15 protein-coding genes are annotated in these 12,538 nt (G+C 34.1%); 4 read left to right on the top strand and 11 right to left on the bottom strand.

The annotated features are described in order from the left end of the window. Positions 1–72: 72 nt before the first annotated feature. Entirely contained in the window at positions 73–1,140 is a 1,068-nt protein-coding gene (locus MHI39_RS21970) for an undecaprenyldiphospho-muramoylpentapeptide beta-N-acetylglucosaminyltransferase (RefSeq protein ID WP_342540229.1), read from the bottom strand. Between the two features lie 119 nt (positions 1,141–1,259). Here MHI39_RS21970 and MHI39_RS21965 point away from each other — a divergent pair, with 119 nt between their 5' ends. Both MHI39_RS21965 and MHI39_RS21960 read left to right on the top strand, forming a co-directional pair. Further along, positions 1,260–1,838, top strand: a complete 579-nt coding sequence (locus MHI39_RS21965; protein ID WP_342540228.1) for a sigma-70 family RNA polymerase sigma factor — start codon at positions 1,260–1,262, stop codon at positions 1,836–1,838. Further along, the gene (locus MHI39_RS21960) at positions 1,828–2,808 is read left to right on the top strand and encodes a hypothetical protein (protein ID WP_342540227.1); all 981 of its coding nucleotides are present in this window, start codon (positions 1,828–1,830) and stop codon (positions 2,806–2,808) included. The genes MHI39_RS21965 and MHI39_RS21960 overlap by 11 nt, the downstream gene beginning before the upstream one ends. Before the next feature lie 69 nt (positions 2,809–2,877). Here the strand turns inward: MHI39_RS21960 and MHI39_RS21955 are convergent, their stop codons facing one another. Further along, complete coding sequence (locus tag MHI39_RS21955; protein ID WP_342540226.1) at positions 2,878–4,413, bottom strand: MDR family MFS transporter; 1,536 nt, start codon at positions 4,411–4,413, stop codon at positions 2,878–2,880. 206 nt (positions 4,414–4,619) lie between these two features. Then, on the bottom strand, positions 4,620–4,841 hold the full coding sequence (locus MHI39_RS21950; RefSeq protein WP_342540225.1) for a spore germination protein: 222 nt from the start codon (positions 4,839–4,841) through the stop codon (positions 4,620–4,622). 149 nt (positions 4,842–4,990) lie between these two features. Between MHI39_RS21950 and MHI39_RS21945 the strand changes: the two genes are divergently transcribed. Both MHI39_RS21945 and MHI39_RS21940 read left to right on the top strand, forming a co-directional pair. After that, positions 4,991–5,728 carry a metallophosphoesterase family protein gene (locus MHI39_RS21945; protein WP_342540224.1) on the top strand — a complete coding sequence of 246 codons (738 nt, stop codon included), beginning with the start codon at positions 4,991–4,993 and terminating at the stop codon, positions 5,726–5,728. 27 nt (positions 5,729–5,755) lie between these two features. Further along, positions 5,756–6,217, top strand: coding sequence for a GNAT family N-acetyltransferase (locus tag MHI39_RS21940; RefSeq protein WP_342540223.1), 462 nt, complete (start codon positions 5,756–5,758; stop codon positions 6,215–6,217). 84 nt (positions 6,218–6,301) lie between these two features. Here the strand turns inward: MHI39_RS21940 and MHI39_RS21935 are convergent, their stop codons facing one another. The 8 genes from MHI39_RS21935 to MHI39_RS21900 form a co-directional block, all read right to left on the bottom strand. Further along, positions 6,302–7,531 carry a HAMP domain-containing sensor histidine kinase gene (locus MHI39_RS21935; RefSeq protein ID WP_342540222.1) on the bottom strand — a complete coding sequence of 410 codons (1,230 nt, stop codon included), beginning with the start codon at positions 7,529–7,531 and terminating at the stop codon, positions 6,302–6,304. Then, positions 7,531–8,211: a response regulator transcription factor gene (locus tag MHI39_RS21930; RefSeq protein WP_342540221.1), complete on the bottom strand. Its 681-nt coding sequence runs from the start codon at positions 8,209–8,211 to the stop codon at positions 7,531–7,533. The genes MHI39_RS21935 and MHI39_RS21930 overlap by 1 nt, the downstream gene beginning before the upstream one ends. Before the next feature lie 406 nt (positions 8,212–8,617). After that, on the bottom strand, positions 8,618–9,667 hold the full coding sequence (locus tag MHI39_RS21925; RefSeq protein WP_071977683.1) for an alpha/beta fold hydrolase: 1,050 nt from the start codon (positions 9,665–9,667) through the stop codon (positions 8,618–8,620). Further along, positions 9,660–10,013, bottom strand: a complete 354-nt coding sequence (locus MHI39_RS21920) for a hypothetical protein (RefSeq protein ID WP_342540220.1) — start codon at positions 10,011–10,013, stop codon at positions 9,660–9,662. The genes MHI39_RS21925 and MHI39_RS21920 overlap by 8 nt, the downstream gene beginning before the upstream one ends. Before the next feature lie 22 nt (positions 10,014–10,035). Beyond that, positions 10,036–10,809: an SDR family oxidoreductase gene (locus tag MHI39_RS21915; RefSeq protein WP_071977685.1), complete on the bottom strand. Its 774-nt coding sequence runs from the start codon at positions 10,807–10,809 to the stop codon at positions 10,036–10,038. Between the two features lie 378 nt (positions 10,810–11,187). Then, complete coding sequence (locus MHI39_RS21910; RefSeq protein WP_058006204.1) at positions 11,188–11,391, bottom strand: YwbE family protein; 204 nt, start codon at positions 11,389–11,391, stop codon at positions 11,188–11,190. Continuing rightward, positions 11,392–11,595 carry a hypothetical protein gene (locus MHI39_RS21905; protein ID WP_058006203.1) on the bottom strand — a complete coding sequence of 68 codons (204 nt, stop codon included), beginning with the start codon at positions 11,593–11,595 and terminating at the stop codon, positions 11,392–11,394. It lies immediately after the preceding gene. Between the two features lie 166 nt (positions 11,596–11,761). Continuing rightward, positions 11,762–12,526 (bottom strand): hypothetical protein, encoded by a 765-nt coding sequence (locus tag MHI39_RS21900; RefSeq protein WP_342540219.1) that lies wholly within the window; start codon positions 12,524–12,526, stop codon positions 11,762–11,764. Positions 12,527–12,538: the final 12 nt, after the last annotated feature.

Here is a 12,538-nt window from a genome sequence, read left to right as displayed (position 1 = left end):
TGTTAAGAATTGATTAAAAATAAAAAAATAATAGAGAGCAGAACTTGTCTGCTCCCAGTCTAAAAAATATCATCAACTCTGATTTTTTATTTCATTAATAATGACTTGTAACGTATCTCCATGTCCACTCACATTCATGTTCTTAATAAAGTGATCACGATTATGTTTTAGTTTATCTAATGACTGAAGAAGGGTACTACTTGTAAGATTTTCCTCCAATAGCGTGATTGAATAACCTTTTTTTTCAAATGACTTGGCATTTAATATTTGATCACCACGACTTTGCTCCTTTGTTAAAGGAATAATAATCATTGGAATCTTTAAAGCTAAAAATTCAAAGATCGCATTTGAGCCGCCTCTAGTAATAACAAAATCTGTTGCGGCTAATATATCCGGCAATTCTTCATTAATATATTCATATTGTCTATATCCGGGAATATCGAGCAACCCGTTATCGATATTTCCTTTTCCGCAAAGATGAACAATTTGATAGGCTTTGTTAAGTTTCCCTAGAGATTCCCTTATTGCATCATTGATTCTTTTTGCCCCTAGGCTTCCCCCCATTATTATTAAGATTGGGAGTTGTTTGTTGAAGTTCAGGAATGCTCTGCCTTTTTCAGCAGATCCCATGAAAATTTCTTTTCGTATCGGTGATCCGATGACCTTCGTTTTTCTTTCTGGAAAGAATTTTTTCGTCTCTGCAAAGGATGTAAATATTTTAGTTGCAAATCGTTGGGATATTTTATTGGCAAGTCCGGGTGTCATATCACTTTCATGAATAAAAATAGGAATTTTTAGTGATTTAGCTGCAATTATTACTGGTACAGAAACGAAGCCACCTTTAGAAAAAACTAAATTTGGCTTTAATTTCTTTAATACCCGCCTTGCCTGAAAGCATCCTTTAACAACTCTGAATACATCTTTTACGTTTTCAAAATCAATATATCTTCTTAATTTCCCGCTAGAAATTCCATAGTAAGGAAGATGGAAATGATGGATTATATCTTTTTCGATTCCTTGCTTAGAACCTATATAGTGTATATCCCATTGTGATGTATCCATTTCTTTTATAATGGCGATATTTGGTGTAACATGACCAGCTGATCCTCCACCTGTAAATACAATTGATTTTTTTTTCATATTTCCTCCATAATGATTTTTATCAATTATATCCTAATTATATGGCCTAGAAATAAAAATCGAACCTTTTGTTTATTCAGGACCAATATATAATGAAAACAATAAAGGGGGGATGAATAGTGAATGAACAAGAGATTCATTCTTTGATAAAGAAATTTATTCAGGGGGATAGACGAGCATTTGAAATCATTTATGACCAGATACATCAAAAAGTTTATCGGACGGTCTATTTTTTAGCTACGAATAAAGATGACGTAAATGATTTAGTAAGTGAAGTGTATATTGAGCTGTTTAAATCGATTGAACGGTATAATTTTGAATCACCATTTCATTCATGGCTTAATGGGTTAATTATAAGACAAGTAAATAATTGGAATCGCCAAATTTGGAGGAAGTTGAGGCTTTTCCATCGATATCAGGAGCTTGAAATTCAACCACCCAATCAGCATTTAGATGAAATGCTTCTTGCAAATGAAGAGAATGAGGAGTTACTTCAATGGGTTGAACATCTTTCCTTTAAACTTAAGTCTGTTATCGTATTAAGATACTATCATGATTATACATATGATGAGATTGCAGGTATTCTTTGTATTCCTATTGGTACTGTAAAATCAAGACACAACCAGGCGATACGTAAATTGAGACAGTATGTTGAACGTTTATCAAAGGTGAAGGGGGAAACTTTTCATGTTTCTTGAGGATCGACTAAAAAATGAGTTTAGAAAAAAAGCAGATACAATTAAAAGCCCAAAACAATTGGATCAACATATCGCATCATTATATCACTCTCATCACAATAAAAGTCAAAGAAAAGATCATTCTTTTTCACTGAAAGTTCCAAGATATGCTCTATTTGCCCTCGTATTTGTTGTTTTAGCAGGATTTGGTTATGCAACCTCCAAGCTTTTATTTGAAACAAAAAGCAACACATTAAATCTTGAAGTGAGACAGGATACCACTATTAAGATGAAAACCATCTCAAAGGACCAGGTTAGAAGCAATATTGCGAAGGTGAAGGAAAACCTTGTCCCTGGAGAAGCTGCCCTTATTTATTTTGCTGATTTTGAAAATGAAGCCCATCCATTCTTTAAAGAAATGCCAGGCATGATCGTTTCAAAGCCTATCAAGGTTCATGCATATGAACAAGGACTGAAAATGCTAGATTCAATGTTTCATTCATATAAGAAACCAATAATGAAAATAGGCAATTATTCTTTCACAAATGCATTTGCGGGCTATCCATTAGATGGTGGTCTTACACCTGATATGATTAATCGTTTAGATAAATTAAAGCAGGAAGCAAAAGACACTGGAAAAAATGTGATTTGGGAAAAGTTAGACGAGATTCCGCAGATTCTTCCGGCTATTACATTAACTTATAAGAATGACAAAGAAAATAAGATTTATCTTACGTTGAAAAAAATTAATGAAAACACAAAGCTTGAAACAACGATTGACGAGGACAGTAGCTTTGAAAAGCTAATGGTGCAAAATAAGAAAGCATATTTCATAAAGAATACCAATCAATTTCTAAGTTCAACAGGTGAATATGAGGAGATTCTGTGGATTGAGCAGAGTGAAAAAGAAACAATCATTTATAGCATTTCTTCGGATTCTTTAGAAGTAACGAAAGAAGATTTATTGATGATGGCAAATAATATGAATTAACGATAAAAAATTGGGTTATCTATTAAGGGATATAGCCCTTTAATAGATAACCCTACTTTCAATTAGTAATTATGAGGCTTGTGATTCCTCTTTAGATGAAAGAACTTCTTTTTTCAAAAACCAACATAAAACAAATGCAATAATGGCAATGACAAATGAATATAAATAGATATGCTGGAATGATTCAACAAATAAGGTTTTAATTTTTGTGAAAAGTTCTGGAGAAAGTCCATCTGGAATTCCGCCGGCAGCTAGGCTATTCATATGCTCAGACATATTCTTAGGCAGACTATTGCCTAGTGTACCAAGTTTTGATGTTAGAGTTGAAGACAATAGTGTACCGAAAATACTTACTCCTACTGTAGCACCGATCGATTGAAATAATGGAACGGTTGCTAAAGCAATTCCCTTATGTTCCTTGTCAACAGATTCCTGAACAATTAAATTATCCCCACCGAACATGACCCCTAGTCCAAGTCCGGTAATTAAAAAGAAGATAATGATTTGTACAATGGTTGTGTGAATATTCATATGTGAAAATAAATAGAAACCAATAATCGGCATAATAAATGCAATTCCAAATAATTCACGATAGCGAACTTTAGTAAGTAAGAATCCTGAGATCATTGCCGAAAGAATAGCTCCGACCATCATAGGAAGGGTTAAATAACCTGCCTCTGTTGGAGTAAGACCCAGTACATTTTGTGCAAAATATGGGAAGGATGCGAATGATCCCATAAGACCAATACCAACAGCAAATACAATCATAGACAGCACTAGAATATTACGGTTTTTGAATAAATGGAGTGGGACGATGGGTTCCTTTACTTTCGATTCAACCCATATGAAAAGACCGATTAATACAGTTCCTAAGCATAGTAGACTAATAATAGTCGGTGACCCCCATGTTAATCCTTCATTTTCAATTAAAACGGGTGTGATGAGCAAAGAAATTATCGCTGAAATTAACAGAACAGCCCCGGCCCAGTCAATAATGACTTTTCTCTTCTCTGTTGTTTCTTTTAACCCACTTGCCAATAGAATCGCTGCAAGAACTCCTACAGGAATATTAACAAAGAAAATCCAATGCCAACTTACTTGATCAACAAAAAATCCTCCCATTAACGGGCCTAACAGCATGGGGATGAACATTATAGGACCCATAAAACCTTGAACCTTCGCCCGTTGTTCTACTGGAAATAAGTCGCTGGAAATAGTCATTGCAAGTGGCATCAATCCTCCGGCACCAATTCCTTGAATTCCTCGTCCTATCAAAAGCATTGTCATGGATTGGGAAAGTCCACAAACAATAGATCCGCCAATAAAAAAGGCCATTGAGATTAAATAGATTTTTTTTCTGCCAAATAAATCAGCCAGCTTACCAAGTATCGGCATAAAGGCAGATAAAGCTAACATATATACGCCTGCAACCCAGCCATACATGGAGAGTCCGCCCAAATCTCGAATAATTGTTGGCATAGCCGTATTAACAACTGTTTCATCTAATTCTGAGAAGATTAATCCAATAATAAGACCTACCATTACTAAAACCTTATTACTTTTATTTGTTAAAAGTGACTTATCACTTTGAACGATGTTTTCCATCTTATCAATCCCTTTCTGAAATAATATGGGTATTATATAAAGAATTTGTGAACTGAATATGAACTTATTGAGATTGATTTAAGATGGAGAGAAGATGTAATTAAAAAGTGAACGTTGAGGCGCAACTAAATTACATAGGGCAATGAGTTTGTCAGAAATTCATCATACATATGTAGTAAAAGCAGGAGGGAAGGCTGCCTGCTTTGTTAATTGTTTCCAGTATTAGGTTGCTCAACAATACTAGTATCCAATGAATTGGTGATACTATATAAGCTTATGCTATTAAAAAGGACACCTTCTAATCCACTTCCTGCACCATGTGTTGCTTTTGATGTTGATTTTGGTGAAATAAAGGCAGTATCCCCATACTGAATAGTTGCTGATCCGCCTACATTAATAATTTGAGAGTTCCCTACAAAAGAAGGCATAGACACCATTCCTTTTCAAACATTTATTTTATTATATTTATAACATGAAAAAATGTATAGGCAGGTAAATGTAAACAGATGTGTAGAATATCCCTCGGTAAAGTTGTACTATTGAAGTAGAAGCATAAAGCATAAGAAGGGGTATTTTAATGAGACAGAACAGAATACTTGCGATTAGTGATATTCATGGATGCTATGATGAATTTATTGAATTATTAGATTTAGTAGAATATAACTCTAGTGAAGATCAATTGATTTTACTAGGTGATTATATGGATCGAGGCAAGAATAGTAGGGAGGTCATCTACTATGTAAAAGAATTAGTCGAGGTTCACCATGCAATAGCGTTAAAAGGGAATCATGATAAAATGTTTTGTGACTGGTTGGATGATCCGATTGGTCAAAAAGAGCGGTATTTTAGAAATGGTGCTCAGGAAACCATTACTTCCTTTTTAGGGCAGGTTCAGCTAGATGACATTTCCGATTCCACTTATAAAGCTTGGGCAAAGGAAATTATAGAATCAAATGAGGAACTCATATCTTTTATGAAAGAACTTCCGTTATTCTATGAAATAAACGATATTATTTTTGTTCACGCAGGTATTAATCCAGAGCATAATGATTGGAAAATGACGAATGAGCATGAAATGGTTTGGATTCGTGATCCATTTCTTCAAGCGGATCATCCATTCGATCAAACCTTTATTCATGGACATACACCAGCAATCAATTTACATGATAAAGCGGATGTTTTTTATGGAAATAAGAAAATCGGCATCGATGGTGCTTGTGTTTATGGTCATCAGCTGAATTGCTTGGAAATCAAAAATGATCAATATAGAGAGTATTTTGTAAAAAGTAAGGAAAGTGATTGGAAGGATGAATAGAAATTATTTGGAAAGTGAGATGGAATTATGGACCTCCGAATTCGAGAGGTGACAGCTGAGAATTGGCTTTCTACAGCCCTTTTATCAGTAGAAGAAGACCAGAAGGAATTTATTGAAAGTAATTCATTTTCACTGGCTCAGTCGATGTTTGAGCCTGAATGGCACTCTATAAGTCTATATGATGAAGAAACAATTATTGGCTATGCTATGTATGGAGGGAATATATCAGACGAAGGGATATGGCTTGATCGTTTCATGATAGATAAACATTATCAAGGGAAAGGCTATGCGAAACGATTCTTACCTTTAGTGATTGAACATATAAAGAGCATCTATCAATGTGATACTTTGTATTTGAGTGTATCTCCAGAGAATAAAGCGGCACAAGCATTATACGAAAAATTTGGTTTTTATCTTAATGGTGAAATAGATAATAGTGGAATAGTAGCGGGGTTGGTTATGGAATTAAAAATAAGCAACCGTAGCTAATAGAAACTGTTTAATGACAGGGCATGACTCTAGCAAAATTGCTAAAATAAGGTCAAGCCCTTTTCTATTTGAGTATCATTCTTCTTAGACATGTTTCTTTTTTGAAAATTGTAGTTCAAACCGGCTTCCTTCACCGAATGTACTATCTACTTTTATCTTTCCTCCATGTTTATCGACTATCCATTGTGCAATAGAAAGACCTAATCCTAGGCTATTCGTTTTGGTACGGGACGAATCTATTTGGTAAAAGCGATCGAAAATCTTCGTGAGCTCCTCATTTTTCATTCCAATCCCATTATCTTCAACAATTATGCCGACTACATTTTTATTTTCATAAGATGTTAACTGAATGATTCCTTTTTCATTAGTATATTTCATCGCATTATCTAAAAGGATAACGATCAATTGGTGTATCCGATCTTTATCTCCAAAGAAAGTAATCGGAGGATTGGATGTAAGAATAATCTCTTTTCCCTGGAATGAAGCTAGTTCTGAATAATGTTCTACAATATCATTTAGTAATTGATCGAGAGGAAATTCCTTTCTCTCTATTTCAATTTCATTGGAGTCTGACCTAGCTAATGTAAGTAAACTGGTTACGAGCTTTGTTAGCCTGCGACATTCTTTTAAAACAATTGATATATCTAATGCCTTTTCTTGGATAGTAGCATTGGGTTCCTGCAACAATAATTCACTTCTTGATTGGATGACTGCGAGTGGAGTTCTTATCTCATGAGATGCATCAGATACAAACTTTTGTTGTTTATCCCAGGCATGCTTAATTGGCTTTAATGCTTTTTCTGCAAGAAAAAATCCAGCTACTATAGCTAATATACTTCCGACGACACAACCAATAATCATAATTATTAAAAGACGATTCATTACTTGATGTTCGACTTGAGTACTGCGTATAAACTCAAGAACAACAGGTTTGTTATCGATATGGGCTTTGACTGAAATAACACGATAGGTCGTATTTTGTACCTTAATATCTTCCAATATATTTAATCTCTTTTGTATGAATTTTGTATAGTTCGCCTGTATGAATTCACTATTAAATAGATCATTTGCATTCAATAGCTGATTGTTTTCGTCCCAAATAAGCACAGAAATAATTTGCTGTGGCTCGCCTCTAGGACCAGGGAGAGGTCTCCCTTTTTCAAGACTTTTAATAGAAGTTTGTAAAGAATGATCAACATCTTTATAAATATAGGAATTAACAAAGGAATAAATGATCGTTCCTAATATTGCAATAAGAATAATAAAAACAAAAGAGTTTAAGAGTGTTAGTTGTAAACGGGTTTTTTTAAACATTAGCTCTCCTTAGGTGCTTTTAATATATATCCTATGCCGCGAACATTTTGGATATCTTTATGATATCCGTAGCCTTCGAGCTTCTTCCTAAGATGATGGATGTAAACCTCGACAACAGCATCCGTTGTATCAGAATCGAATCCCCATATCCGATCAAAGATTTGCTCCCTCGTAACAATTTTACCGCTATTTTGAATGAGATATTCAAGTAACTCGTATTGAGTATTGGTTAATTTTACAAGATTACTATCAATTTTTATTTCTTGCTCCTTGCCAAACAGCTCTATGCCTCTATATTTTATTGTATGATCAATGGTGAGATTTCCACTTCTTCTTAATAATGCTCGAATTCTAGCAACCAGTTCAGGCGCTTGAAAAGGCTTGACTAAATAATCATCACCACCCATATCTAGACCAGATACGCGATCTTCAAGTGCATCACGAGCAGTTACGAAAAGGATGGGGGTCATAATATGTTCATTACGTAACTTTTTAAGAATTTCAAATCCATTGATCTCAGGCAACATCACATCAAGTAAAATGACATCATATATATTTTGCATAGCTAGGAATAATCCATCTTCACCATCTGTTGCAGTTTCAACTGTAAACTCATTTTGGAGAATCATTTTCATTGAATCCAGTAAATCTACATTATCTTCTACAATTAAAATACGCATATAAATCCTCCTCGCTTTTATCATATCAAGGTATTAAAAAATTGGAAATGGAATGAGAGCTTGTCCATTGTAAAAATCGAATGAACTCATTTTATAAGTCAATTGTTAATTGAATAGGATTAAATTAGTATATATAGGTATTCTTAATATTTCCTTAACGCTAGAATAAAAAAAATGTCAGAATTAGCATCTGACAATATTTTAAAGAGGAGTTTGGATATTAATTATGTGAAATAATTTTATCAAAGGCATTCATGTTTGAGAAATGAGCCTTAACAAAAGACGTTGAAGATTAAACCAGCAAAACCTAAGTATCCAATAAGTTCACAATGATTTTTAAGTGGCTTATAATCTTCTAAGTTGTAAAACATAGAACAACCTCCTTTTTAGTAACAAATAATTCGAATTATGAAACTGAGCGAGCAGGAAGCCAATTCGCTAAATAGGAAGGAATGGCACCATTCTCTGGTAAGCTAGCATGACCAGAGTTTAGAAGATGAATTGTTTTATCTGTACTTGAAACTAAATCCATAATAGGGGTAATCTGATCTCGTGTAACTAATTGGTCAAAATTTGAACCAATTACAAGTAAATTAGCTGATATGTTTGACAAAGAAGCGGGACATCCATCTATTTCAAATTGGCCCTCAATAAGTTTATTATCAATGATTAAATCATTAACGATTTGCTTCATTGCAGCACCTGTCATTGGGATATGTCCATTTGTCCATTTGTTTAATTGACCCCATTTTTCCCTATACTGACTGTCAGCGCCACGATTAAGAAGTGATAGATAATGAGAATAATAAACTGGAGAGGTTATTAATCTCATTCCACCTTTTACAAAAGAGGCGGGAACGAGTCCCATAGCGTCTAATATCGGATCAACCTCAATTTGTTTATTCACAAGAGAATTTTGCCATTGATCGAACTTAGGAAAACTTCTGAAATCAATTGGTGTTAAGGAAAGAATGATATTTTTTATAGGCTCCTTAGCTATACTTGCATACATTGTTAGAAGTGTTCCACCTAGGCAGAAACCCATCAAGCTAATTTCCTTAGCTCCTGAGTGGGCTAATGCGCGACGAACTCCCCTTTGAATATATTTTGTCACGTAATCATCGAGGGATGAATCTTTGTCCTCATATCCTGGAACGCCGAAATCGAGAAGGTAGACTTCAAAACCCTCATCCATTAACGTCTGTATTAAACTATTTTCAGGTCCTAAATCGAGAATAGATGGTTGATTAATGAGTGAGTAAATAAGCAATAGCGGGACATTATATTTTCTTTCTTTAGGTTCGTAATACCATAAAGTTGTTTTATTTAATTTCCAAATAGCTTCACGATTCCGTTCATAATCGACTGGAGGATTCACTAATGCTTTCGTAAAGCCCGCCCATCTTTGAAGCTCCTTTGTCGTTTGGGTACTTATTTTCTTTTGTAAATTACCCATTTTCGGACATACCTTCCGATGTTAATTGTTTAAGCTCCTCTAAGGTTAGTAATATTTCATTTACTTTTTCGTTTAGAAGATCAACCTTCTCTTCCGTTTGTATATTGATTTTAGTTGCATTAGCAACATCTTTTTTTGTAGGAAAGTTTAATGGAATTGAAATGGTTTCAATAGAATTTTGCAGTTTCCGAATAACTGCAGCTGCTACTTGATTATGTGAACCGAAAGTCTGGATAAAGAATTTTTGATTCAGTTGTGACTGTATAGATTGGTTTAACATATTTTCAAACTTTAATCCATTCAATTTTAATATTCGGTAGACATCTAATGCTTGTTTATTCGACATAAATAAACTCCTTTCTAAAGTTTTACAGGTTTACTGTTAGTCCACCATCAACTATTAGGCATTGGCCAGTAAGATAATCGGATGCGTGGGATGCTAGAAATAGGGCGGTTCCTTTTAAATCTGTATCGTTTCCAAAGCGTTGTGCAGGAATTTTGCTTAGAATAATTTTGTTTATCTTATCAAGTGCCTGTGTAATTTTTGTTGGAAAAAAACCTGGAGCAATGGCATTTACTTGGATATTACTATTTGCAAGCTTTACTGCTAGCTCCTTCGTTAAGGTGATAACAGCCCCTTTACTTGTGTTATACGCGATAGAATCAAGGAATGCAGGATTGGTCCCATATAGACCTGTGACAGAGGAGATATTGATAATTTTTCCACTTTGCTGATTTTTCATTACTTTAGCTGCTGCTTGAGAGAAGAAAAACATGCCCTTAAGATTGACATCCATGACTTTGTCCCATTTCTCAGCGGGTAAATCAAGTACAGGAGCGATCCATGATGTTCCGCTATTATTAATTAAAATATCAATACTTCCAAATTGATTTACTGTTTGTTCAATTACATGGTCAATATCCTCTTGTTTCGTTACGTCGCATTGGAGCGCAATAGAGTGGTATCCTTGTTGGTTCAGAGCATTACTAGTTGCTTTACAGACTTCGAGATTACGAGAGCAAATAACAATATTGGCCCCAGCCTCTGCTAGAGCCTCAGCCATTTGCTGACCGAGTCCACTTCCACCACCAGTAACAATGGCTGTTTTGTTACTGAGGTCAAATAACTCCTTTACACCCAATTGAGTTCATCCCTTCCTATATATAATGTTCAATAAAACTCAATAATTGATTTCTATTTATTATAGGTTCGACCCTCATAAAAGGTGTTAAAATTGATATATTCGCCGCCGCCTTATTTAGCCTCATTCCTATATATTGCTGTTCCTTATAGGCTGTTTTTGGTAGTTGTTGCTTTTGTAAAAGCCCTACTACCGGATTTTACTCATAATAAAGGATTCTAGCGGTTTTTATGGAGATTGCAGCTCTTTTATCAGTAAAATGAACCATGTAGCGATCCTCAGTCGATATTTATTAGTTATAACTTTACTTAAATAGCAACAATGTTTGATAAAAAGAGGCTTCTTTAAAAAAATAAGGGTAAGACCACCATCAATTTGTTAATGGGGTCTTACCCTTATTTCTTTGACTCTTCCAACTTGACCATCAGTTAATCTTACCTTAATTCCATGAGGATGGTAGCTTGAATTGGTCAATATGTCTTTGACGACTCCACACGTTGTTTTTCCAGTCCTTTGATCCTTTTTAAGGACAATTTCTACTGTCATTCCAGCATTAATGTCGTTACGGTTTTTTCCGTTCATTTATACTCCAGTTCTTCTCCTTTGATTATTCGTTTTCTTCGTTTGTTGACTTTTCATTTTTTTAGTCGTTGGAAGTGTATTTGTATTTGTTTTACTAGAATTTGACTGATTTTTTTTATTTTCGAGTTTTTGTTTCATTGCTTCTTGTAGGCTAATTTTCTTTTTGGGAGTTTGATTTGGTTCTAATTGATTGGACTCGGTCATAAAACATTTTCCTCCTTGTCGTTTATTATAGACAGTATAATCTATTTTTTATTATAATGGAAAACAATATTAATAAAGTATAACCATTACCATCCAGTTTAGAGATTATTTTGAAAAGTAATTTTTTCAAAATAATAAAGGGAATAATGGCTACCTCCCTTTGATCTTACTTATTAGGAATATCTTCAAAGTTTCCATAATCTGTGCTTTCCTCTTCGGATGATTCATCGACACTTTCGCTGCTAGATTCATCTGATGTATGTATATTGTCCATATTTTTATTTTCATTAAGATTTTCCATTAAATTTTCCACCAATTCTGCTGGTATCACACCTTTTCCATAGGTTGCTCCAATATTTAATTGCCCACTAATATTTTTAATATCAAGTTGTCCAAAATTATTTGTTTGTTCATACTTATCTAATAAAATTTTTTCAATATTTACTTTTTGTATCACAATTTGTTGTTCATTTTCAGGCCTTTGTGGGGGATCGGGGGGACGATTTTCAAGTATGTGTATGGCTTGTGACAAGTGCTCGGTTATTGATTGCAGGGATTCGTAATTTTCTTCCATTCTATTAAATAGGTTTTCTAGATGATTGATTTGAGTTTTAAGTGGCATCAACTCTTGGTCAATATATTTTTTCATTTTCGAGAAAATTTTATTTTCTAATGTCTGTATAGAACGTTGAGTATCAACTTGATTTTGTTGGGGGACGTGGTCAGCCTTAGGTTGAGGTGTTTTCTTATCAGTTTGTTTATAAGAATATATTTGCTTTTGTAACTCAGGTTCTAATTTGATAAATCTCTTTATTTGAACCTCTAATGTGTTGATTTTTTTTATTTTCTCTTCTAAACGCTTAATTTTTTCTTTAAGTATATCGATGTCTTCATTTTTTTCACTGTGATTGAATAATCCTTTTATAGCCATATTTTTCCCCAC

Origin of the sequence: Heyndrickxia sp. FSL K6-6286, assembly GCF_038630395.1 — a bacterium.
Lineage (GTDB): Bacteria > Bacillota > Bacilli > Bacillales > Bacillaceae_C > Heyndrickxia > Heyndrickxia oleronia.
This window is presented reverse-complemented; position numbering and strand designations above follow the sequence as displayed.

Excerpts from the sequence above, each read along its gene's own strand:
- MHI39_RS21950 (WP_342540225.1), bottom strand. The coding sequence starts at position 4,841 with ATGCCTTCTTTTGTAGGGAACTCTCAAATTATTAATGTAGGCGGATCA.
- MHI39_RS21925 (WP_071977683.1), bottom strand. The coding sequence starts at position 9,667 with ATGGGTAATTTACAAAAGAAAATAAGTACCCAAACGACAAAGGAGCTT.
- MHI39_RS21930 (WP_342540221.1), bottom strand. The coding sequence starts at position 8,211 with ATGCGTATTTTAATTGTAGAAGATAATGTAGATTTACTGGATTCAATG.
- MHI39_RS21940 (WP_342540223.1), top strand. The coding sequence starts at position 5,756 with ATGGACCTCCGAATTCGAGAGGTGACAGCTGAGAATTGGCTTTCTACA.
- MHI39_RS21905 (WP_058006203.1), bottom strand. The coding sequence starts at position 11,595 with ATGACCGAGTCCAATCAATTAGAACCAAATCAAACTCCCAAAAAGAAA.
- MHI39_RS21920 (WP_342540220.1), bottom strand. The coding sequence starts at position 10,013 with ATGTCGAATAAACAAGCATTAGATGTCTACCGAATATTAAAATTGAAT.
- MHI39_RS21970 (WP_342540229.1), bottom strand. The coding sequence starts at position 1,140 with ATGAAAAAAAAATCAATTGTATTTACAGGTGGAGGATCAGCTGGTCAT.
- MHI39_RS21935 (WP_342540222.1), bottom strand. The coding sequence starts at position 7,531 with ATGTTTAAAAAAACCCGTTTACAACTAACACTCTTAAACTCTTTTGTT.
- MHI39_RS21910 (WP_058006204.1), bottom strand. The coding sequence starts at position 11,391 with ATGAACGGAAAAAACCGTAACGACATTAATGCTGGAATGACAGTAGAA.
- MHI39_RS21960 (WP_342540227.1), top strand. The coding sequence starts at position 1,828 with ATGTTTCTTGAGGATCGACTAAAAAATGAGTTTAGAAAAAAAGCAGAT.
- MHI39_RS21945 (WP_342540224.1), top strand. The coding sequence starts at position 4,991 with ATGAGACAGAACAGAATACTTGCGATTAGTGATATTCATGGATGCTAT.
- MHI39_RS21900 (WP_342540219.1), bottom strand. The coding sequence starts at position 12,526 with ATGGCTATAAAAGGATTATTCAATCACAGTGAAAAAAATGAAGACATC.
- MHI39_RS21955 (WP_342540226.1), bottom strand. The coding sequence starts at position 4,413 with ATGGAAAACATCGTTCAAAGTGATAAGTCACTTTTAACAAATAAAAGT.